This is a genomic window from Stenotrophomonas sp. 93052_Sma, assembly GCF_056481145.1.
The window spans coordinates 1,388,372-1,411,197 of record NZ_CM151134.1 but is presented as its reverse complement, the minus strand read 5'-3'; the positions used below and the strand labels follow the sequence as shown (position 1 = coordinate 1,411,197).

The window sequence follows — 22,826 nt, the reverse complement described above, 5'->3', positions numbered from 1 at the left end:
GGTCCCCACCCGGTGCGGGCGGATGACCATGTTTCCTGACGCCGTACCCGCCCCCGACCTGCTGCACGCACAGGCCTGCCTGATCGATGCCCTCTCGATGTCGCTGCAGATGCGCGACGCCTACACCCGCCACCATTGCGACCGCGTTGGCCTGCTCGCGCAGCGCCTGGCCACGCACTGCGATCTCGACGACGATGCCTGTTCGCAGATCGGCCTGGCCGCGCGCTTCCATGACATCGGCAAGATCGGCATTCCCGACGATGTACTGCTGACACCGCGTCGGCATACCGACGAGGAACGCGCGATCATGCGCGAGCATCCGGTGCGCGGCGAACACATCTTCCTGGCCACCGGCCGCAGCGATGCAGCACCGGTCGCGCGACTGATCCGCGCCCATCACGAAGCCTTCGATGGCAGCGGCTATCCCGACGGCCTGCGTGGCGAGAGCATTCCGCTGGGCTCACGCATCGTCACCGTTGCGGATGCCTACGATGCCATGACCAGCGTACGCCCCTACCGCGCGGCGATGGAACGCGAGACTGCGTTGCGCATCATCGACGAGCAGTCCGGCGGCCTGATCGATCCCTATGTGCTGCAGCGCTTCCATCGCATGCTGGCGCAGGAACCAGCGCTGGCCTGAGATCCGCCGGGCATGGCCCGGCGCTACCGATCAGACAAACAAAAGGCCCGGCATTCGCCGGGCCTTCTGCATCACGCATCACGGATGATCGATTACCAGATCACCACGCGCTTGTCGTCGGCACGCACCATCGCGTCGCCGGCCTTGCACTGGAACGCAGCGGCATACGACGGCATGTTCGACGGCGCGCCGTTGGCACGGAAGTTGGCCGGGGCATGCGGGTCGGTGTTCAGGCGCACACGCAGCTCACCATCGGTGAAGTTGCGGCGCCAAACGGTGGCCCAGTTCATGAAGAAGCGCTGGTCCTGGCTGTGGCCGTCGACTTCCACGTTCGCCTTCGGGTCTTCCTTCAGCGCCATCTGCAGCGCGTCGTAGGCCACGGTCAAGCCGCCCAGGTCGCCGATGTTCTCGCCCAGGGTCAGCTTGCCCTTCACGAACACGCCCGGCACCGATTCATAGCCATCGAACTGCGCGACCAGCTGGTCGGTACGTTCGGTGAAGGCCTTGCGGTCGGCGTCGGTCCACCAGTTGTCGAAGTTGCCGTTGGCAGCGAACTGGCTGCCCGAGTCGTCGTAGCCGTGCATCATCTCGTGGCCGATGACCGCACCGATGCCGCCGTAGTTCAGCGCCGGATCGGCCTTGGCGTCGAAGAACGGCGCCTGCAGGATGGCGGCCGGGAACACGATCTCGTTCTTGGTGGCGTTGTAGTAGGCGTTGACGGTCTGCGGGGTCATGCCCCACTCGGTCTTGTCCACCGGCTTGCCGATCTTGTCCAGCATGTAGCGATAGTTGAACGCGCGCGCAGCCTGCATGTTGCCCAGGTAGCTGTCACCGTTGGTCTGCAGGCCCGTCCACTCACGCCACTTGTCCGGGTAGCCGATCTTCGGGGTGAAGCTGGCCCACTTCTCCAGCGCCTTCTTCCTGGTCTCTTCGCCCATCCACGGCAGCTGCTCCAGGCGCGCCTTCAGCGCCACCGAGAGGTTCTCCACCAGGTGCTGCATGGCCACCTTGGACTCGGCTGGGAACACGGCGTCGACGTACAGCTGGCCCAGGGCTTCACCCATGCCACCGTTGACCGACTCCAGCACGCGCTTCCAGCGCGGCTGCATTTCCTTCTGGCCACGCAGGGTGGTGCCATAGAAATCGAAGTTGGCCTTCTCGAACTGGCTGCTCAGGTACGGCGAGGCGTCGTCGATGGTGTGGAAGCGCAGGTAGGCCTGCCAGGTGCTGGCCGGCACATCGGCGAGCATCTTGTCCATTTCACCGAAGAAGCCCGGCTGCGCCAGCGAGAACTTCTGCGCGGCCGGCACCTTCAGGGTGTCGAACAGCGCGGTCCAGCTGAAGTTCGGGGTCAGCTTGTCGGCGTCAGCCGCGCTGAGCGGGTTGTAGCGCTTGGCCGGGTCGCGCATTTCGATGCGCGACATCGAGGCCTTGGCCAGGCGGGTTTCGAAGGCCATCACGGCCTTGGCCTGCTCGGCGGCCTGCGCCGCGTCCGCGCCGGACAGGGTCAGCACCAGCGCGATGTAGGCCACGTAGGCGTCGCGGATCTTGGCCTGCGCGTCATCGAAGTAGTAGCCCTTCTCCGGCAGGCCCAGGCCGCCCTGGCCGACATAGGTGATGACGTTGGCCGAATCCTTGTAGTCGGCATTGGCGAACAGCGAGAACAGCACGCCCTTGCCCTCGGCCTGGCTGTCGCGCAGGTACTGGGTGATGGCGGCGGTATCGTTCAGCGCGGTGATCTTGTCCAGCTGCGGCTGCAGCGGCGCCAGGCCGGCGGCTTCGATTTTGGCTTCATCGTTGCCGGTCTTCCAGATGTCACCGATCTTGGCTTCCACCGAGCCGGCCTTGGCCTGGCTGGCCGCGGCCTGCTGCACCAGTGCGTGCTGCACTTCCAGCGAGCGCTCGCGCAGGATCTCGAAGCTGCCCCAGGTGGTCTGGTCGCCCGGCACCGGGTTGGCCTTCAGCCACTTGCTGTTGACGAAGCCGTTGAGGTCGGTACAGGCCGAGATGGACGGATCCAGGTCGGCGCTGTTGAGCGAGATCAGCGGCGTCTTGATCTGCGACAGGTCGAAGGCCGGCTTGGCGTCGGCGCTGGCCGCCGGCGCGGTTTCATTCTTGCCACAGGCCGCCAGCGAGGCAGCGATGGCGATGGTCAGGCCCAGCGGGACCAGGTTGCGGACGTTCATGAGGCTCTCCTGCGGGTAATTTCACAGGGTAGCCGGGGAGGCCTGCGGTGGGACCGGCCAAAGGTCACAGGACGCGCTTATGTAGAGTCGAGCCATGCTCGACTGCTCTCCGTTCCGGGTTTATTGTCCTTGCGGCAAGAGGCCAACAGCAGTCGAGCATGGCTCGACTCTACAAAAAGCGAAGGCCGGCTTGCGCCGGCCTTCTGTTTTATTTCGCCTTGCCCTGGTTGGCCACGGCTTCAGCGGCCTTGCGCGCTGCTTCCGGGTCGCCCAGGTAGCGGAACGACTTGACCGTCAGGTCGTCGTTCAGCTCGAACAGCAGCGGGATGCCGGTCGGGATGTTCAGCTCGAGGATTTCCTCGCGCGAGACGTTGTTGAGGTACTTGTACAGCGCGCAGCGAATTGCCGTGGGCGGTGACCAGCACGGTCTTGCCGTCCTTCAGCTGCGGCGCGATGGCGTCGTGCCAGTACGGCAGCACGCGGTCCAGCGTGGTGGCCAGCGATTCGGTGCCCGGCAGCGCGTTGCGGTCCAGGCCAGCGTAGCGGCGGTCATGGATCGGGTGGCCCGGATCCTCCAGGTCCATGGCCGGCGGCGGGATATCGTACGAACGACGCCACACCTTGACCTGGTCCTCGCCGTGCTTGGCGGCGGTCTCGGCCTTGTCCAGGCCCTGCAGGCCGCCGTAATGGCGTTCGTTGAGGCGCCAGGACTTGTTCACCGGCAGCCAGTCCTGTTCCAGCTCGGCCAGGGCACCCTGCAGGGTGTGGATGGCGCGCTTGAGCACGGAGGTGTGGGCAACGTCGAACTGCAGGCCTTCCTCGCGCATCAGGCGACCCGCAGCGGCCGCTTCCCGGCGCCCCTGCTCGGTCAGGTCGACATCGACCCAGCCGGTGAAGCGATTGTCCAGGTTCCACTGGCTCTGGCCATGGCGCAACAGTACGAGTTTACGGGTCACTGCAGGGTCTCCAACGCGAGGAAAGGCAGGCCGCCATTGTAGCCCCGGGCGCCGCTCACCGGGCCGTGGCACCGCGCATGCGATGCTGTGACCAATGAATACGGTGATCGACCCCGGGCGCTGGGAAGGCAGCGTCGCTGCGGCACGCAAGCAGCAGATCCAGCTGGCTGGCCGCGTGGAGCGCCAGGACCGGCTGCCACGCAACGTGCGCTGGCTGGCCGGGCTGGATGTCGGCTTCGAGGACGATGGCGCCATCACCCGCGCCGCGGCGGTACTGCTGGACGCAGAAACGCTGCAGCCCGTGGCGCAGGAGATCGCGCGCATCCCCACGGTGATGCCCTATATCCCCGGCCTGCTCAGCTTCCGCGAGCTGCCGGCATTGCTGGCCGCACTCGCGCTGCTGCCACGCACGCCGGACCTGGTGTTCGTCGATGGCCATGGCATCAGCCACCCGCGCCGGCTGGGGGTGGCCGCTCACCTCGGTGTGGTCACCGACCTGCCAAGCATCGGCGTCGCCAAGTCGAAACTGGTGGGCCGGTTCGTCGAACCGGGCGCCGAGGCCGGTGCGCATACGCCGCTGCTGGATGGCGATGAGCAACTGGGCTGGGTGCTGCGCAGCAAGCTGCGCTGCAAACCGCTGTTCGTGGCCGGTGGCCATCGGGTCAGTGCGGATACCGCGCTGGACTGGGTGCAGCGCACGCTGCGCGGTTACCGGCTGCCGGAGCCGACCCGGCTGGCGGATCGGCTGGCCTCGCGGCGGGGTAGAGTCGACTGTTAGTCGACTGCTCGTCGGCAAGGTCGCGAAAAAGCCCGCGCTGCGCGCGATAGTCGACTAACAGTCGACTCTACCAAGCCGGCTTCATCCAGGCGGCTTGACCCGATCGACGCCCCTGCATTCTCGATCAGCGATGCACGTGGCCGCGATGGCCCTGCGCGTCCTCGCCGTGGTCATGGCCTTCATGGCCCTCGTGCTCGCCGCCCTTGGCCGGCGCCGGCTCACCACAGGCTTCGCCGCAGTGGTCCGCTTCGATCTGCAGTGTCACGTGCTCGATGCCGAAGTCATCGTGCAGGCGCCCGCCCAGATCACGACGCAGCGCATCGGCATCGGTGCCGTCGCGCATCACGATGTGCGCGGTCAGCGCCGGGGTGCTGGAGGCCAGCGCCCACACATGCAGGTCATGCACGTCCAGTACCGCAGCGTGGCCGGACAGGCTGTCGCGCACCTTGGCCACGTCCATGCCCTTGGGCACGCCTTCCAGCAGCACGTTGATCGCTTCGCGCATCAGCACATAGGTGCGCGGCAGTACCCACAGGCCGATCAGCACCGCCAGGATCGGGTCGATCGGCTTCCAGCCGGTCCACTTGATCAACAGCGCGCCAGCAATCACGGCCACCGAGCCGAGCATGTCTGCCCACACTTCCAGGTAGGCACCCTTCACGTTGAGGCTCTCGCCGCTGCCGGCCTGCAGCAGGCGCATCGAGATCAGGTTGATGACCAGGCCCGCCGCGGCAATCACCAGCATGCCCGACGAGGCAATCTCCTGCGGCTCGCGGAAACGTCCAATGGCCTCCCACAGGATATAGCCGGCGACCACGAACAGCATCGCGCCATTGATCATCGCGCCCAGCGCTTCCAGGCGTGCATAGCCGTAGGTGCGGCGCGCGTCCGGCGGGCGCCGGCTCAGCCGCACCGCGACCAGCGCGATCATCAGCGCTAAAGCGTCGGTAGCCATGTGCGCCGCGTCGGACAGCAGCGCCAGGCTGTTGGTCCAGAACGCGCCCACCACCTCGACGACGAGGAAGGTGGAGGTCAGGCCGAGCGCCCACCACAAGGGTTTCTCGTGGCGGATCTCGGATGGCAGGTGATCGTGGTCGTGGCCCATGGCAACAGCTCCTTTGCGATGGGAGGCAGGCTACGCCGGAGGGCGTTGGGAAACTATCACGGTGTTTATAACATTGCAGGCCACGCGGTCCCTCACCGGGCATGGCCCGGCGCTACCGGAGCGCGGCCGGCAACGCCAGGCCACGCCTGGCGGACGCAGCGGACCGACGTCCGCCTGCGGTCAGAACCCGAAGCGCAGGCTGGCCCAGTACGCGCGGCCCGGCTCGTTGTAGGTCGCCGCGCCGGCATCGCTGCTGTTGGCCTCGCGGAACAGGCGCTTGTCGGCCAGGTTGTTCACGCCGAAACCGAAGCTGACCGTCTCGGTCACCTTGTAGCGCGCTCACGCCCCAGATGTTGTACGCACCACGGTCCTGCAGCGCGATCGACGGATCGCAGGTGCCGGTGCAGCGCGGATCATTGTTGATGTTGGTGGTGGCCGGCTTCTGCTTGCCGTAGAAGGTGCCGGTCAGCAGCAGCGACAGCTTGTCGGTGGCCTGCCAGTCCAGCATCGTGTTGACGGTGTACTTCGGAATTACCGACAGCGGCTGGCCGGTGCTCTTGTTCTCGTTCTCCACCATGTAGGTGAAGTTGTTGCTCCACTTCAGGCGGTTGCCCTGCTCGCCCAGCAGCGGGACCACCAGGTTGCCTTCCAGACCCTGCACGATCGCCTTGGGTGCGTTCTCCCAGCGGAAGATGCGGCCCTTGGTGTCGGCGGTCAGCCCGATCTGGTTGTACCCGGCCTGGATCTTGTCCTTGTAGTCGTTGTGGAAGTAGGTCAACGACGCTTGCCAGCCGCTCTGCGGTGCCCACTCGATACCCAGTTCCTTGTTCAGGCTGGTTTCCGCCTTCAGGTCCGAGTTGCCGCGCATGTAGCAGCCGGCGCCCAGGCTCGGCAGTGCATTCGGGCAGCCATTGCCCCGGGTGTAATACAGATAGTCCGGATTCGACTGGTACAGGTTCGGCGCCTTGAATGCACGGGCGATACCGCCCTTCACCACCCAGTCGCTGTTGATGCGGAACTGCGCGTTGAGGCTGGGGCTGGTGTTGTTGCCGAACTGGCTGTGGTGGTCGAAGCGCAGGCCCGGGGTGACGATCCAGCGCTCGCCCAGGTAGATGTTGTCTTCCACGAACACGGCGGTGGTCTGCGCGTCGGACTTGCCGCGTGCGCGATCGGCCGACAGCCCCGGGATGCCGCCGCCGCTGCTGCTGGACTGGCTCATCGAGTACGGGTCGGTCAGGCGGCTGTCCAGGTATTCAAAGCCCAGCGTCCAGATGTTCTCGGCACCACCCAGCGTGGTCGGGAAACTGACTTCGCCGTCCAGCTGGTAGTTGCGCAGGCGCGAGGTCGACCAGTCGGTGCCGTTGAAGCTGCCCTCCGGGCCACCGGCCAGGCCTTCGTTGATGCGCGAGTTGTTCACCGCCTCCACTGCAGCCGTTACCCGCGAGGTCACATCACCCCAGCGGCCGCGATGGGTGATCGCGCCGGTGTTGCGGTACATGCGGTTGGTCTCGGCCTGCTGCTCGGCCAACGCCCCCAGATCGATCGGTGTCGAGGTACCGGTGGTGCTGACCGCGCGGTCGCCAGCATAGATGTTGCCCTGGCGACTGGTGCCGGCTTCGAATTCGACCACCTGGTTGGCGGTCACGTCCCAGCGCAGCAGCGCGTTGACATCGCGGTTCTTGACGCCCTCGCGACCGGCCGGCGGCACCGCGTTCGGATTCGTCGCGAAGTCACGATTGAGTTCCAGCGAATCGGCGTCGGTCTTGTTGAGATTGCCGTACAGGCGGAACGACAGGGTGTCGGTCATCGGCCCGCTCAGCTGCAGGCCGACGCGCTCGCTGCCGCCTTCGGCGCTGTGCTCGGGCACCAGGCCATACAGGTCGACCGCGCCGGTCAGGTCGCCGGTCGGGCGCTTGGTGATGATGTTGACCACGCCACCGGAAGCACCCGAGCCATAACGTGCCGCTGCAGGGCCACGCAGCACTTCGATGCGCTCGATCATTTCCGCCGGCACCCAGTTGGTATCGCCGCGGGTATTGCGCTCACCGCTGCGGCCCATGCGCACGGCGTCACGCGCACCGATGCGCTTGCCGTCGACCAGGATCAGGGTGTTTTCCGGGCCCATGCCACGCAGATCGATCTGGCGGTTGTTGCCGTACTGGCCCGAGGCACTGTTGCCGGTCAGGTTGACGCCGGGCATGGTGCGCAGCAGCTCGGCGATGTCGTTGGCCGGCGGGCGCCTGGCGATGTCCTCTGCGGTGATGGTGGAGGTACCCAGGGCCTGGCGCGCGATCTGCGAGGCGGTGACGTGCACCGTGTCGATATCGGTGGCGTCGGTTTCGGCGTGGGCGGTCAGAGCGCTGCCGGCCAGCAGGGCGGCAACGGCAAGCGCCAGCGGGCGCGGCGAAAGGACAACGGCAGGGGACATGATCAGGACCTTCTGGCAGGGCTACGGGGCCTCTGGCAAAGGGCTTGAGGCAACGACGAGGGGGAGGCGGAGCAGTCCTGCAGCAGGCACCTGCAGCCCGTTCCGTGCGCGCATTCTCCCATCAATGCGATTGATTCTCAAATGCGTTCACTCATTACCGCAGCGGCGCCGATGTGGTTTGCGCACCGTGCAACCCTGCACCGCGCGTAAACTGGCCGGCTAACCCGCCATCAACCGTATGCCGCCGCGGCCGATACCCGTGGTTTGCCGTACGCAGTCAGAGATCGACGTGGAACCACCCCAATTGGACGATGCCAGCCAGCCGCTGGCCGAGGCCTGGCAGCAGTGCCTGCTGCAGGCCGGCCCTGCCGCCACCGCGCTGCTCAAGGCCGCTGCTACCGATGCCCCACCCGCGCTGGCCCAGCGCTTTTACGAAGTACTGCTGCAGGACACCCGTGCGCGCCGTTTTCTGTCCCACGACCAGGTCAAGCAGCGCCTGCAGCCGGCCATGCAGCGCTGGCTGGCGCAGCTGCTGACCACTGATGCCAGCGGCATCGCCAACACCGTGGCCTCGCAGCGGATCATCGGCGACGTGCACGCCCGCGTCGGCATTCCGGTCGACCTGGTTACCCGCGGTGCGCGTGTGCTCAAGCACGAACTGTTCGTGCGCCTGCGCGACGATGCACCGGACAGCGACACCGCATTTGCCGCCATCGACTGCCTCAGCGCGATCATGGACATCGCCATGGAAGGCATGACCCTGGCCTACACCCACGCGCGCGAGCGCTCCACCCGTGCCGACGCCGCCTACCGGCTGTTCTCGCTGGTACAGAACGTTGGTACCGAACGCGAGCGCCAGCGCGCACTGCTGCTGGACTGGGAAAACGCCCTGCTCTACGCGTTGGCCGGCCACGTGCAGGCCAGCGACAACGCCAGCCTGGCTACCTCGGAGTTCGGCCTGTGGTTCACCCACAAGGGCATCCCCAGCTTCGGCGAAAGCAGCGAAACGCAGCAGGTGGGCCAGTTGATGGCCCGCATTGATGGCCACCTGCAGCGCGCGAGCGGCGATGCTCCGGCGCAGCGACTGGCGGTGCTGCCGGCCATCCGCGAGGACCTGGCCGCCATCCGCACCCTGATGACACTGCTGTTCGAGCGCATCGGCGAACTGGATGCCGGCAGCGACGCGCTGACCAACCTGCTCAACCGTCGCTTCCTGCCCACCGTGCTGCGCCGGGAAATCGAGCTGGCCACACGCAACCGCACACCATTCTCGCTGCTGCTGCTCGACCTGGATCACTTCAAGGCAATCAACGATGGCCACGGCCACGATGCCGGCGACCGCGCGTTGCAGCACGTCGCCGGCCTGCTCGGCCAGCTCACGCGCGGCAGCGACTACCTGTTCCGCTATGGCGGCGAAGAATTCGTGGTGGTACTGGTGGCTGCCAGCGAATCGCAGGCGACCGTGATCGCCGAGAGCCTGCGGCGGCAGATCGCACAGTCGCCGGTGGCACTGGCCAACGGCCAGGTGCTGGCACTGACCGCCAGCATCGGCGTGGCCGGCCACGACGGCCATCCGGACTACGAGCGGCTGATGGCCCGTGCCGACGCGGCAATGTACGAGGCCAAGCGCAGCGGCCGCAACCGCGTGGTGGTGGCCAGTGCGGACCTGCAGGAAGCGCCGGGACGGCGCGCACTGCAGCGATGACGGCAGGACAGGTAGAGTCGACCGCGGGTCGACTATCGCGCGCACCGCGGGGTTTTTCGCACGCAGGGCGAAGAGCAGTCGACTGACAGTCGACTCTACTGACAGCCGGCACTACCGATACGGCCGCCGGCCGCTGCTTTCACCGCCACCACCCGCCACGCTGCCCACCAGAGCAGCGCCAGCAACGCGATGCCCGCCCCCAACAGGCATACCGCCGGCCAGCCATGGCGCGCCTGCATCCACGGCCCGGCCGCTGCACCGGCACCACTGCCCACCGCATAGAACAGCATGTACAAAGCTACCAGGCGTCCATGCTGTTCAGCCGGCGCTGCAGCAGCAATGCCTGGTTTGATACGTGCAGTGCCTGCCCACCCAGGTCGAGCACAATCACGCCCAACAGCAGCAACGACAGCGACTGCGGCAGGCCCAGCAAGGGCCACCACGCAACCAGCATCAACAACAGCGCACCGACGCTGACCGGATGCGCGAAACCACGGTCCATCCAGTGCCCTACCCGCGCCGCCAGCAGCGCACCGATCACCCCGGCCAGGCCCAGTGCACCGATGGCGGCGGTCGACCAATGCAGCGGTGGCGCCGAGAGCGGCAAGGGTGCCGCCGCCCAGAACACATTGAGGCCGGCAAACAGCAGCAGTGCCAGCGGCCCACGTTCGCGCAGCGTTCGATCGCGGCGCAGCATGCCCAGCATCGAGCCCAGCAGCTCGCGCCAGCGTGGGGGAACCGACGGCACCGGTACTGGGGGCAGGCGCCGCCACAGCAGCGCCGCCAACCCCGCCATCACCATCGCTGACAACAGGTAGACCATCTGCCAGCCAAAGGCCGCCGCCACCGTACCGGACACCACGCGCGCCAGCAGCAGGCCGATGAACACGCCGCCCTGCACCACACCGACCACGCGACCGCGCTGCTCGGGCGGTGCCAGCATGGCGGTATAGGCGATCAGGCCCTGGGTCAGCGCCGTGCCCAGCAAGCCGGCCAGCAGCATGCCCGACAACAGCCAGCCCGCCGTGCGTGACGCTGCCAGCCACAGCAGCGCCAGCACCAATGCGATCAACTGCAGCCGCAGCAGGCGTCGCCGGTCACCACGGTCCGCCAGCGGCAGCAGGCCAAGCAACGCCAGCACGCTACCGGCCTGGGTAGCAGCCAGCACCGCGCCAGCCACGGCCCGCTCCAGCGCAAAGGCGCGTGCAAGCTGATCCAGCAGCGGCTGCGCGTAATAGACGTTGGCAACGCTGGCACCTGCGGCAACCGCGAGCAGGACCAGCAGCGGGCGGGGAAGCGATATGGCACTCATGATGTGGTTGCAATTTGAAACTTGATGCAGGCTACTGCCATTGGTTTTAAACTGCAACCACATCAGAGAGGTCCCCCATGCACGCCGACAGCCCCTGCCCCGTCGCCCGCAGCGCCGATCTGCTCGGTGACCGTTGGGCGCTGCTGGTCATCCGTGATGCCTTCGATGGCGTCACCCGTTTCGGTGATTTCCAGCGCAGCCTCGGTGCGGCGCGCAACATCCTCAGCGACCGCCTGCGCCGGCTGGTAGAGGCCGGCGTCCTGCAGCTGCAGCCGGCCTCCGATGGATCGGCCTACCAGGAATACGTGCTCACCGCCGCTGGCCAGGAACTGTTCCCGCTGCTGGTCGCGCTGCGCCAATGGGGTGAACGCCATCGCTTCGAGGCCGGTGAAGCCCATTCACAGCTGATCGAATCGGCGACGCGGCGGCCGCTGCCCTACATGCAGCCGCGCGGGCGCGACGGCCAGCCACTTCAGCCCACCGCCACCCGCGTGCGCAAGCTCAGGGACGGCGGGCGCGACACCTGATCCGCCCATTCGCGCACACCGACGAACACCCGCGCCGGTTAGCATCGGGTCTTTCCGCCACTGGATGCCGCCGATGTCGCGCGATCGCCCTTCCCTGCTGACCGCCCTGCTGTTGCCGCTGCTGGCCTGCGCCACAGCAACCACGCAGGCCCGCGAGGTTGCCGCGCCCGCCGACCACGTGCAGGCCGATGGCCCCTATATGTTCCGCCAGGGCGACCAGCTGCAGGCCAAATGGATCTGCGACGACAAGGTCGAGTCGCACACGCTTGCCACGCAGGCCGCAGGTACCGACATCGCCCCGCGCTGCGGCTACGAGCACACGGTGCACGTGGCTGCCCCGAATGCGCCTTCGGTTTCCGTGCTGCCGGCCGTGCCGCGCATCGTTGCGCTGTCCGACATCCATGGCCAGTACGGGTTGCTGGTGCGCCTGCTGCGCGCCCACCAGGTCATCGATGCCCAGGATCGCTGGGCGCTGGGCAAGGACACGCTGGTCATCGCCGGCGATGTGTTCGACCGCGGCCCGCAGGTGACCGAGGCCTTCTGGCTGCTGTATGGCCTGCAGCAGCAGGCGGCCGCCGCCGGCGGCGCGGTGCACTTCGTGCTCGGCAACCACGAAACCATGGTGCTGTACGACGACCTGCGCTACGTCAACCCGAAGTACCTGCGCAGCGCGCAGCTGCTCGGCCGCAGCTACCCGCAGCTGTACGGTGCCGATTCGGTGATCGGGCAGTGGCTGCGCACCCGCCCGGTGCTGCTGAAGATCGGCGACACCCTGTTCCTGCACGGCGGCATTTCGCCCGAGGCAGTGCAGCTGGCGCTGGACCCGGCGCGCACCAATGCGGCCTACCAGGCGTCACTGGGCCTGCCAAAGGCCGAAGTAAAGGCCGACCCGGCCACCGCACCGCTGTATGACGGCAAGACCAGCCCGATCTGGTACCGCGGCTACTTCGATGGCCGCCTCGACACCGCGGGGGTGCAGACCGTACTCGACCGCCTGCAGCTCAAACGCATCGTGGTCGGCCACACCTCGATGCCACACGTCAGCAGCTTCCATGGCGACCGCGTGATCGCCATCGACAGCAGCATCAAGAACGGCGAGAACGGCGAACTGCTGTTCATCGAAAATGGCAGGCTCAGCCGTGGCCTGCTGGATGGCTCGCGGGTGCCGCTGGCGCTCGGTGAGCCGGGCCTGCAGGACTGAATGGAGGGACAGCGCGACGGTGCCGGGAGGTGCCGACGCGCTCCACCTGCAGCCGGTTTGCGGCTACCCTCGGCAGCCGAGAGGCCCACCCCGTCCATCCGGTGGGCCTGACCGTTACAGGAGCCCCCGCGCATGCGCGTTCTGATTGCTGAAGACGACCCGGATATCGCCTCCGGCCTGTGCGCCTCGCTGCGCCGGCAGGGGCACGTGGTTGACCACGTCGACAACGGCGCGCACGCCGACGCGGCACTGGGCTCGACCCAGTACGCATTGCTGGTGCTGGACCTGGGCCTGCCTCAGCTGGATGGCCGCGATGTGCTGCAGCGCCTGCGTCAGCGCGGCGATGGCCTGGCGGTGCTGGTGGTGACCGCCCGCGACGGCCTGGCCGAGCGCGTGCGCGTGCTCGACCTGGGCGCCGATGACTACCTGGTCAAGCCGTTCGCGCTGGACGAGTTCGAAGCACGCGTGCGTGCGCAGCTGCGGCGGGTCACCAGCAATGGCAACCCGGACCTGCGCATCGGCCGCCTGCGCCTGGACCTGGCCGGGCACCGCGTGTGGATCGACGACCAGTCGCTGGAACTGACCGCGCGCGAGTTCGGCCTGCTGTCGGCACTGGCGGTACGCGCCGAGCGCATCGTGTCGCGCGCAACTGGTGGAGGCGCTGTGCGACTGGGGCCAGGACCTCACCGACAACGGCCTGGACATCGCCCTGCACCGCCTGCGCCGCAAGCTGCAGCCCGGCGGCATGGGCATCCGCACCGTGCGCGGGCTGGGCTACATGCTGGAAGACGCGCAGGACGAAAGCACGCCGTGATCAGTGGCCCGCCCAGCCTGCGCCGGCGCCTGCTCGCCTTTCTGGCGTTGCCGATGCTGGGCCTGCTCACCTTCAACACGATCCTGGCCTACTACGTTGCGCTGGACTATTCCAACCGCATCCACGACCGCAACCTGATCGACGACACGCATTCGTTCGCGCAGATGCTGAGCACCATGCCGGTGACCAGCGACCTGTCTCCGCAGGCGCGCTTCCTGATCGAGTACGACCCCGACGGCCATCGCTACTTCAACGTCGACAGCAGCCGCATGGGTACGCTCAGCGGCAATGCAGACTTCAGCCCGTACGCCCCTTCGCAGGACTGCACCGGTGTGCATCCGGCGCTGTACGACGGCAACCTCAATGGCCAGCAGGTGCGCATGGCCACCGTCTGCACGCAGGCGATGAACGATCCGCAGGACCAGCTGGCGGTGACCGTGGCCGAGAGCATGGCCGACCGCCGGCAGCGTGCGCGCGAGATCCTGATGATCATCATCCCGCTGATGACCATGCTGGCGCTGGGTACCGCAGCGCTGGTCTGGTTCGGCGTGACCTATGGCCTGCGCATCCTGACCCCGCTGAGGACCCGCCTGGCCCAGCGCCGCGGCGAACTGGCGCCGATCTCCGATGCCGACGTGCCCGAGGAGATCCAGCCACTGATCAGCACCATCGATGATCTGTTTGCCCGCCAGGCGGAAATGATCACCCTGCAGAACCGTTTCATCGCCGATGCCGCGCACCAGCTGCGTTCGCCGCTGGCGGGCATGGCCCTGCACGTGGACCAGGCGCTGGCACATGGCGACCCCGATACAGTGCGCGAGGCGCTGCAGCACATCCGCCGGCTCAACCAGCGCACCGCGCGGGTCAGCACCCAGCTGCTGGCACTGAGCCGGGCGCAGACCGTGCCCGATACCGTGGAGGCACTGGACCTGTGCGAGCTGGTACCGCAGTGGGTCGGCATGCGCGTACCGGAGGCGATCCGCGATGGCATCGATCTGGGCTACCGCGGCAGTCCCCATCCGCTGCGTGTACTCGGCAACGGCGCCATGCTGCAGGAAGCGCTGGACAACCTGATCGACAACGCCCTGCGTTATGCCGGCCGCAATGCAACCGTCACGGTGGGCGTGCACGCGCTGGACGACAATGATGTCGAACTGTATGTGGAAGACAACGGCCCTGGCGTGCCCGACGACGTGATGCCACGGCTGGGCGAGCGCTTCTTCCGGGCGCCGGGCACCGCTGCCAGCGGCACCGGCCTCGGCCTGGCCATCGCGCACGAGGCGGTGGAGCACTTCGGCGGCCGCCTGAGCTTCCTGAACCGCCCAGGTGGCGGACTGAAGGTCGCCATCACGCTGCCGCTGCTGAAGGCGCCCTGACCCGGCCCGGGGCGCTGAAAGGCTGGCGAAAATCGCGCTTGCGATCCTGCCATCCCCACTGCCGTCCCGGAGCCGCCAGGTGACCGAATCGCACGACTTCTTCCTCCCCGGTGGCCCACAGGGCGTGCTGCTGGTCCATGGCCTGACCGGCACCCCGGCGGAAATGCGCATGCTGGGCAAAGGGCTGAACAACGCCGGTTTCACCGTGCACGGCGTGCAGCTGCCCGGCCATTGCGGCAGCGTGGATGACCTGCTGGCGACCACCTGGGAACAGTGGTACCAGGGCGTGGAAGATGCGGCGGCAACCCTGCGCGGCAAGGTCGACCAGCTGTTCGTCGGCGGCCTGTCGATGGGCGCGGTGCTGTCGCTGGCACTGGCTGCACGTCGCCCCGAGTGGGTGTCCGGGGTTGGCGTATACGGCGCCACCTTCCGCTATGACGGCTGGAACATCCCCGCCGTGGCCCGCTTCTCGTTCCTGCTGCCGTGGTTCAAGCGCTTCAACATCGGCCGCGACCGCATGTTCATGGAAGAACCGCCGTACGGCCTACGTGACGAGCGCCTGCGTGCACAGGTCAGTGCCGCCATGCTGTCCGGCGACAGCGCCGCCGCCGGCCTGCCGGGCAACCCCTGGCACGCCCTGGCCGAAATGCGCGCCCTGAGCAACTGGACCCGCCGCCACCTGCACCAGGTCACCGCGCCGTGCCTGGTGATGCACGCCCGCGAGGACGACGTGGCCAGCATGGGCAACGCCGAGCTGGTGATGTCGCGGGTCAGCGGCCCGAAGGAACTGGTGGTGCTGGAAGACAGTTACCACATGATCACCATCGACCGCGAACGCCGCGATGTGATCCGCCGCAGCGCGCTTCTTCACCGAAATCGGTGAACGCACTGGCGTGCTCAAGGCGGTGGCCTGACATGGGGGCGCTTGCCACGCTGCTGTGGCTGGCCAATGTCGTGCTCGATACCGGTGGCCAGCTCGCCTTCAAGGCCGCCGCCAGCGACCCGCAGGAGGGCGAAGGACTGCAGCGCTGGAAACACATGCTCAGCCGTCCCTGGCTGTGGATCGGCATCGCCTGCTACGTGCTTGAGTTCGTCGCCTGGATCGCGTTCCTGTCGCTGGTGCCGCTGTCCAAGGGCGTGCTGCTGGGCTCGATCAACATCGTCGCGCTGATGATCGCCGGCCGTTTCCTGTTCCGCGAGAAACTCACGCCGCTGCGGGTGACCGGCATGCTGCTGGTCACCGCCGGCGTAGCCGTGGTGGGGGCCGGCTCATGAGGCGCCTGTATGTGATCGGCTTCCCGCTGCTGATGGCTTTCGACACGCTGGCCCAGCTGTGCTTCAAGTACGCCGGTGACGCCGCGTTGCCGGTCGAGGCCAACACCGCCTGGCTGCTGCGCGTGCTGTCGCAGCCGTGGGTTTACGGCGCCATCCTCGGCTACGTGGGTGCATTCTTCACCTGGATGAGCCTGCTGCGCCATGCGCCGATCGGTCCCGCCTTTGCTGCCTCACACCTGGAAGTGATCAGCGTGCTGCTGCTGTCGGCGTGGCTGTTGAACGAGCCGCTGACCCTGCACCATCTGCTCGGTGCGGTACTGATCGTGGCCGGCATCGTCTGCCTCGGCCGCGCCGAGGCGGACGACCCACACAGCCCTGCCGAAACCACGACGTGAGCACGCTGCAATGAGCCTGTTCGCGCGCGAACTGCCACCAACCGCCGGCCTGCCGATGCAGGCCAGCGATTTCCTTCCCGGTGGCGGCGACCTGCGTGACATCCTGGCCAGCCAGCTCGGCACACCGCCGCTGCAGCTGACCTGTTCCGGCACGCACGCGCTGCTGATCGCCCTGCGCACGCTGCGCAAGCGTGCGCCAAAGCGCGACACCGTGATCATGCCGGCCTATACCTGCCCGCTGGTGCCGATCGCGGTGCACAGCCTGGGCCTGCGCGTGCAGTTGTGCGATACCCGGCGCGGTCATTTCGACTTCGACCCCGGCCAGCTCAAGCGGCTGGCCGATGCGCGCACGCTGGCGATCCTGCCCACCCACCTGGGCGGGCGCATTGCCGATGTCGAGCTGGCCTGCGAAGTCGCCCGCAACGCCGGCACCTGGGTGATCGAAGATGCCGCGCAGGCACTCGGCGCACGGGTCGGCAACAGCAGTGTCGGCCTGCGCGGCGATATCGGATTCTTCAGCCTGGCCGCCGGCAAGGGGCTGAGCCTGCATGAAGGCGGCCTGCTGGTCAGCCGCGATGACGAACTGCGTGCTGCGCTGGCCGAACATGCCGTCCAGCACGTTCGCTCCAGCCTGCGCTGGGAGCTGCTGCGCAGCGTGCAGTTGCTGGGCCTTGCTGCCTGCTATCGCCCTTCGCTGCTGTCACTGGTGTATGGCAATCCACTGCGCAATGCGCTTCAGCGTGACGATCTGGAAGATGCGGTCGGTGACATTTTCCCGCTGGATATCCCGCAGCACCGGGTCAGCCAGTGGCGGCAGAACATCGGCGCGCATGCCGCGCGGCGCTTGCCGGCATTCCTTCAGGCCGGTCGGCTGCGTGCGTTGCAGCTGCGGGTGCAGCTGGCACAGCTGCCTGCCGTTGAGGTGGTCGATGGGCTGGCCGGTAGCGGTGGCACCTGGCCACTGTTGATGCTGCTGCTGCCCAGCCAACGCGCCCGCGATGCAGTACTGAAGGACTTGTGGCCACGCGGGCTTGGCGCCAGCCGCATGTTCATCCATGCCCTGCCCGGCTATGCCTACCTGCGCGGCATCGTGCCGCAGGACGACATGCCCAACGCACGCGACTTCGCCGCACGCATGCTGACCCTCGGCAACAGCGCCTGGCAGACCCGTGAAGAGACCGCCGAAATACTGCGGGCACTGGCCCGCGCGTGACGCCAGGACGCACGGATGGAGTGCGCCCCGCGCATTCATCCATGCACCTTCCTGAACGCTTTCCGCGCCCTGCAATGCAGGCTTTCAACAGGAAAGGAACGAGAAAGGCTGCCTGCCTACATTGAGCCTGGCCCGGCATCGCGCCGGACGTTCCTTTCATCGACGGACCTGCCCATGCACTGGAGCATCCTGTGTGACTTCGACGGCACCATCAGCCTCGAAGATGTCATCGACTCGCTGCTGGAGAAATACGGCCAGCCGGGCTGGCAGGAACTGGAAGACCAGTGGAAAGCGGGAAAGATCGGCTCGCGCGAATGCATGCAGGGCCAGGTCAGGCTGCTGAAGCTGGACCCGGCCACGCTCGACGCCCACCTGGACCAGGTGCAGATCGATCCGGGCTTTGCCGCCTTTGTCAGCCGTGCCGAACAGCTGGGCGTGCCGCTGCGCATCGTCAGCGACGGCCTGGACCATGCGATCCACCGCATCCTCGCCAACCACGGCCTGTCGCAACTGCCGGTGGTGGCCAACCACCTGCGCTGGTGCGATGACCACTGGGAACTGGAATCGCCCTACCAGGCCGAAGGCTGCCGCAGCGGCACCTGCAAGTGCACCTGCGCTGCGCAGGCGCGCCAACGAAGCACCGCGTGTGCTGATGATCGGCGATGGCAGTTCGGATTTCTGCGTCTCCGAAGATGCCGACTTCGTGTTCGCCAAGCGTCGCCTGATCACCCATTGCACCCATGCCGGCATCGAGCATGCCGCCATCGATACCTTCCACGATGCAATCGCACTGCTGCCGCGCCTGCTCGATGGCAGCCTGCTGCAGCCACGTCGTATCGACGCCAGCCCGCAGCCCGCCGTACTGCCCCTGCTGCTGGCCACCGCCTGAGCACTCCCTTCCAAGCACGCCCCCGCTACCTCTTTCGAACGTCCTTCACGGAACCGAACTGCATGAACATTTTTGACAAGAACGCCAACGCCGCCGCCTCCGACGCGCAGCTGCTGGCCGACGAAGCCCGTTACAGCTCCTTCGGCGATACCGTCCACTACGTCGACCCGCCGAAGATCTTCCAGCGCGGCGAAGGCAGCTACATGTTCGACGGTGCGGGCGTGCCCTACCTCGACCTGCAGATGTGGTACTCGGCCTGCAACTTCGGCTACAGCAACAAGCGTCTGAACGATGCGCTGAAGGACCAGATCGACACCCTGCCGCAAGTCGCCAGCCAGTACCTGCACCCGACCCGCGTGCAGCTGGCCAAGACCATTGCCGTGGACATGCATGAGAAGTTCGGCCTCGACGGCCGCGTGCATTTCAACGTCGGCGGCGCGCAGGCCATTGAAGACTCGCTGAAGATCGTGCGCAACGCGCGTGGCGGCAAGAGCCTGATGTTCGCCTTCGAGGGTGGTTACCACGGCCGTACCCTGGGTGCGTCGTCGATCACCTCCAGCTACCGCTACCGCCGCCGCTACGGCCACTTCGGCGAGCGCGCGATGTTCATTCCGTTCCCGTACCCGTTCCGTCGCCCGAAGGGCATGACCCCGGAAGAGTATTCCGACCATTGCGTGTGGCAGTTCGAGCGCCTGTTCGAAAGCGAATACAACGGCGTGTGGGATCCCAAGGTCGGCCAGGCGGAGTACGCCGCGTTCTATGTCGAGCCGATCCAGGGCACCGGCGGCTACGTCATCCCGCCGCGCAACTTCTTCACCGGCCTCAAGCGCGTGCTGGACAAGTACGGCATCCTGATGGTCGTCGATGAAATCCAGATGGGCTTCTGGCGCACCGGCAAGCTGTGGGCCATCGAGCACTTCGGCGTGACCCCGGACGTGCTGGTGTTCGGCAAGGCGCTGACCAACGGCCTGAACCCGCTGTCGGGCCTGTGGGCGCGCGAAGAGCTGATCAACCCGACCGTGTTCCCGCCGGGCTCTACCCACTCCACCTTCAACTCCAACCCGCTGGGCACCCGCCTGGGCCTGGAAGTGCTGAAGCTGGGCAAGGAAATGGATTACGAGCGCACCGTGCCGGAGAAGGGCGCGTACTTCCTCGACGGCCTGCGTGGCCTGCAGAAGCGCCACCCGGAAATCGGCGACGTCGACGGCCTGGGCCTGGCCCTGCGCGCGGAAATCTGCCAGACCGACGGCTACACGCCGAACAAGGAACTGCTGGATCGCATGGTCGACATCGGCTTGGCCGGTGACCTGCTGCACGACGGCAAGCGCATGGGCCTCGTGCTCGACGTGGGTGGCTGGTACAAGAACGTGATCACCTTCGCGCCGTCGCTGGACATCAGCTACGAAGAGATCGACCTGGCGATCACCCTGCTTGACCAGGCGCTGACCAAGGCCAAGGGCTGAGGTCCGATGCGCTGCCGGTTCCCGTGCCGATGGAAATGACGTCACGCGCGTCCAGCACCGCGCTGGAACCGGCCGCGCTGCTGGAGGGCTTCCTGGCCCACCCGCCGCTCGGATTCGAGGCAGGCCGCCTTCCCAGCGGCCTGCCGACCTTCCGTGCGCCACTGGACCTGACCACGACGATGGATGACGGGCTGCGCGGCAAGCTGCTTGGCCTGCCGCTGTCGCGCCTGTGGCGGCCGTGGATCACCTGGAAGACCCGCTTCGTCGGTGCCACCAGCACCGAGTACACCCCGCTGCCCGCGCACGTCGCACCAGAAGCATTGGCTGAGGACGTGACGCGTCACGCGATCGGCGATACGCGCCTTCTGGTGGTCAAGGACCTGGCGATCGATTCGCCGCTGCTGGACGACGCGGCCAACGCACACAGCGGTGCCTTCCTGCAGGCATTGCTGGCACGCGGCTTCGTCGAACTGGAAGGCATGCCGCTGGCCTGGGTGGCGATCGATTTCGATTCGATCGATGGCTATCTCGGCCGCCTGTCGTCTTCGCGCCGCAAGAACATCCGGCGCAAGCTGCGCTCGCGCGACGACCTGCAGATCGACTGCATCGCCACCGGCGATCCGGCCCTGGCCGACCCGCAGCTGCAGGCCGAACTGTATGCCTTGTACCTGGGCGTGTACGCGCAGAGCGCGGTGCATTTCGACCAGCTCGACCTGCCCTACTTCCAGCATCTTCTGGCCGACAGCCAGGGCCAGGGACGGATGTTCCTGTACCGCCACCAGGGCCAGCTGATCGGCTGGAACCTGTGTTACGTGCATGCGGGCAAGCTGGTGGACAAGTACATCGGCCTGGCCTATCCGCAGTCCCGCGAGCACAACCTGTACGCGGTGAGCTGGATGCACAACCTCGAATACGCGCTGCAGCACAGCCTGAGCCACTACGTGGCCGGCTGGACCGATTCGCGGATCAAGGCCGAACTGGGTGCCCGCTTCACCTCCACCCGGCATGCGATCCACGCCCGTTCCCCGCTGCTGCGCGCCCCCCCGCGCAGGGGCGCCCCGCACCCCCAGGGAGAACCCCAGAGAGGGGCGGCCCCGCCCCCCCGGCGCCCCCCCCGCCCCCCCGGCCCCGGGGGGGGGGCGCCCCCCCCCCCGGAGCCCCCCCCCCCCCCCCCCCCCCCCCCCCCCCCCCCCCCCCCCCCCCCCCCCCCCCCCCCCCCCCCTTCGCCACTGAAGTGCTGGCACCGTTGCCGGCCCCGCTCGGCACGGTCATGCTCGGCAGTGGCGACTTCCATCACCTCAGCCTGCCGCTGCTGCAGCGCATGCGCACGCAGGCGCCGTTCCAGCTGGTGGTGCTGGACAACCATCCGGACAACATGCGCTTCCCGTTCGGCATGCACTGCGGGTCGTGGGTGAACGCCGCCAGCAAGCTGCCGCAGATCTCGCACATCCACGTGCTCGGCATCACCTCCAGCGACATCGGCCTCGGCCATGCCTGGGAGAACCACTGGCGCCCGCTGATCGGCGGTCGCCTGACCTACTGGTGCATGGACGTGGACGTGGGCTGGGGGCATCGCCTCGGCATGGGCCACGCCTTCCGCCGTTTCGAGCATCCCGAAGCGCTGGTGGCCGCGTTCGCTGCCGAGCAGGCCAAGTCGCCGCAGCCGACCTACCTGTCGATCGACAAGGATGTGTTTGCCGAGGACGTGGCCCGCAGCAACTGGGATCAGGGCCGCTTCCAGCTGGAACACGCGCTGGTGGTGATCGAAGCCCTGCGCGCCGGCGGCCTGGTCGGCAGTGACATCACCGGTGAGGTGTCGCTGGCCAACTACCAGAGCCGCTTCAAACGCTGGCTGTCGTCGCTGGATGGCCAGCCTGACGTCAGCGCCGGGGATCTACCGCTGTGGCAGGCGCGGCACCAGCAGGTGAACCGCGAGCTGCTGGCGGCGATGGCCGCCGTGCCGACCGCCTGCTGACCGCGTCGGTAATGCCGGCCGTTGGCCAGCGTGGCTTCGGTAGTGCCGGCCGCTGGCCGGCAATGCCAACCAAGGTTGGCAACTACCAGACCCAGGCAGCGTCGGTCGTGCCGGACGCTGGTCGGCAACCTCATTGTTCCCGGGCTCACGGGGATGCCGGCCAGCGGCCGGCACTACACTGGACGCCTGCCCCAGGAGCCCTCGCCATGCCCCAGACCGTCATCCCCCAGCTGCGCATGCGCCACGCCGACACCACCCTGCCGTTCTACGTGCAGGGACTGGGCTTCGTGGTTGACTGGGAACACCGCTTCGAACCCGGCTTCCCGCTGTTCGCCCAGCTCACCCGCGACGGCCAGACGATCTTCCTCACCGAACACAGCGGCGACTGCGAGGTCGGCGGCGCGGTGTACTTCATCGTCGAGGACGTCGACGCCCTGCACTGCGCCTTCAGCGCCGCAGGCGTCCCCATCGAACAGCCGCCGCATGACACCGAATGGGGCAGCCGCGAGATGCTGCTGGTCGACCCCGACGGCAACCGTCTGCGCTTCGCCACCGACGCCAGCTGAACCGCCCGGCCTTGAGTTGTAT

Annotated in this window: 13 protein-coding genes and 8 pseudogenes; 16 read left to right on the top strand and 5 right to left on the bottom strand. The window is 67.3% G+C overall.

Features of this window, described 5'->3' with window-relative positions; genetic code table 11:
• Positions 1 to 22 precede the first annotated feature (22 nt).
• On the top strand, positions 23 to 640 hold the full coding sequence (locus ACZK2V_RS06620) for an HD-GYP domain-containing protein (protein WP_032127517.1): 618 nt from the start codon (positions 23 to 25) through the stop codon (positions 638 to 640).
• Positions 641 to 732: 92 nt separating this feature from the next.
• On the opposite strand, the gene ACZK2V_RS06615 is transcribed toward ACZK2V_RS06620, so the two are convergent.
• Positions 733 to 2,826 carry a M13 family metallopeptidase gene (locus ACZK2V_RS06615; RefSeq protein ID WP_486323032.1) on the bottom strand — a complete coding sequence of 698 codons (2,094 nt, stop codon included), beginning with the start codon at positions 2,824 to 2,826 and terminating at the stop codon, positions 733 to 735.
• Between the two features lie 208 nt (positions 2,827 to 3,034).
• A pseudogene (gene gpmA / locus ACZK2V_RS06610) lies at positions 3,035 to 3,782 on the bottom strand (2,3-diphosphoglycerate-dependent phosphoglycerate mutase).
• A gap of 94 nt (positions 3,783 to 3,876) precedes the next feature.
• Here gpmA and nfi point away from each other — a divergent pair.
• On the top strand, positions 3,877 to 4,560 hold the full coding sequence (gene nfi / locus ACZK2V_RS06605) for a deoxyribonuclease V (RefSeq protein WP_486323031.1): 684 nt from the start codon (positions 3,877 to 3,879) through the stop codon (positions 4,558 to 4,560).
• Between the two features lie 124 nt (positions 4,561 to 4,684).
• Here the strand turns inward: nfi and ACZK2V_RS06600 are convergent, their stop codons facing one another.
• Together ACZK2V_RS06600 and ACZK2V_RS06595 are read right to left on the bottom strand one after the other, a co-directional pair.
• Positions 4,685 to 5,665 carry a cation diffusion facilitator family transporter gene (locus ACZK2V_RS06600; RefSeq protein WP_032127521.1) on the bottom strand — a complete coding sequence of 327 codons (981 nt, stop codon included), beginning with the start codon at positions 5,663 to 5,665 and terminating at the stop codon, positions 4,685 to 4,687.
• Between the two features lie 180 nt (positions 5,666 to 5,845).
• Positions 5,846 to 8,093: pseudogene (locus ACZK2V_RS06595) on the bottom strand (TonB-dependent siderophore receptor).
• A gap of 289 nt (positions 8,094 to 8,382) precedes the next feature.
• Between ACZK2V_RS06595 and ACZK2V_RS06590 the strand changes: the two are divergent.
• Positions 8,383 to 9,798, top strand: a complete 1,416-nt coding sequence (locus tag ACZK2V_RS06590; RefSeq protein ID WP_049399641.1) for a GGDEF domain-containing protein — start codon at positions 8,383 to 8,385, stop codon at positions 9,796 to 9,798.
• Between the two features lie 95 nt (positions 9,799 to 9,893).
• Here the strand turns inward: ACZK2V_RS06590 and ACZK2V_RS06585 are convergent.
• Positions 9,894 to 11,110: pseudogene (locus ACZK2V_RS06585) on the bottom strand (MFS transporter).
• 77 nt (positions 11,111 to 11,187) lie between these two features.
• Between ACZK2V_RS06585 and ACZK2V_RS06580 the strand changes: the two are divergent.
• From ACZK2V_RS06580 to ACZK2V_RS06520, 13 genes and pseudogenes are all read left to right on the top strand, one after another.
• Positions 11,188 to 11,637: a winged helix-turn-helix transcriptional regulator gene (locus ACZK2V_RS06580; RefSeq protein WP_049399611.1), complete on the top strand. Its 450-nt coding sequence runs from the start codon at positions 11,188 to 11,190 to the stop codon at positions 11,635 to 11,637.
• A gap of 73 nt (positions 11,638 to 11,710) precedes the next feature.
• Positions 11,711 to 12,838 (top strand): metallophosphoesterase, encoded by a 1,128-nt coding sequence (locus ACZK2V_RS06575; protein ID WP_486323030.1) that lies wholly within the window; start codon positions 11,711 to 11,713, stop codon positions 12,836 to 12,838.
• Between the two features lie 132 nt (positions 12,839 to 12,970).
• Positions 12,971 to 13,652: pseudogene (locus ACZK2V_RS06570) on the top strand (response regulator).
• Positions 13,649 to 15,028 (top strand): sensor histidine kinase, encoded by a 1,380-nt coding sequence (locus ACZK2V_RS06565; protein ID WP_005412674.1) that lies wholly within the window; start codon positions 13,649 to 13,651, stop codon positions 15,026 to 15,028. The pseudogene ACZK2V_RS06570 and the gene ACZK2V_RS06565 overlap by 4 nt, the downstream one beginning before the upstream one ends.
• Positions 15,029 to 15,107: 79 nt before the next feature.
• Positions 15,108 to 15,942: pseudogene (locus ACZK2V_RS06560) on the top strand (alpha/beta hydrolase).
• A gap of 1 nt (position 15,943) precedes the next feature.
• Positions 15,944 to 16,303, top strand: coding sequence for an EamA family transporter (locus tag ACZK2V_RS06555; RefSeq protein WP_012479558.1), 360 nt, complete (start codon positions 15,944 to 15,946; stop codon positions 16,301 to 16,303).
• On the top strand, positions 16,300 to 16,698 hold the full coding sequence (locus ACZK2V_RS06550) for a DMT family transporter (protein ID WP_049424527.1): 399 nt from the start codon (positions 16,300 to 16,302) through the stop codon (positions 16,696 to 16,698). The genes ACZK2V_RS06555 and ACZK2V_RS06550 overlap by 4 nt, the downstream gene beginning before the upstream one ends.
• A gap of 10 nt (positions 16,699 to 16,708) precedes the next feature.
• Positions 16,709 to 17,911, top strand: a complete 1,203-nt coding sequence (locus ACZK2V_RS06545) for a DegT/DnrJ/EryC1/StrS family aminotransferase (protein WP_486323029.1) — start codon at positions 16,709 to 16,711, stop codon at positions 17,909 to 17,911.
• A gap of 174 nt (positions 17,912 to 18,085) precedes the next feature.
• Positions 18,086 to 18,800, top strand: a pseudogene (locus ACZK2V_RS06540) (MtnX-like HAD-IB family phosphatase).
• Positions 18,801 to 18,862: 62 nt separating this feature from the next.
• Entirely contained in the window at positions 18,863 to 20,263 is a 1,401-nt protein-coding gene (locus tag ACZK2V_RS06535) for an aspartate aminotransferase family protein (RefSeq protein WP_201118482.1), read from the top strand.
• 29 nt (positions 20,264 to 20,292) lie between these two features.
• Positions 20,293 to 21,351: pseudogene (locus tag ACZK2V_RS06530) on the top strand (GNAT family N-acetyltransferase); the annotation flags it as partial.
• Positions 21,352 to 21,485: 134 nt separating this feature from the next.
• Positions 21,486 to 22,238, top strand: a pseudogene (locus tag ACZK2V_RS06525) (arginase family protein); the annotation flags it as partial.
• Between the two features lie 206 nt (positions 22,239 to 22,444).
• Positions 22,445 to 22,804, top strand: coding sequence for a bleomycin resistance protein (locus tag ACZK2V_RS06520; RefSeq protein WP_486323028.1), 360 nt, complete (start codon positions 22,445 to 22,447; stop codon positions 22,802 to 22,804).
• Positions 22,805 to 22,826: the final 22 nt, after the last annotated feature.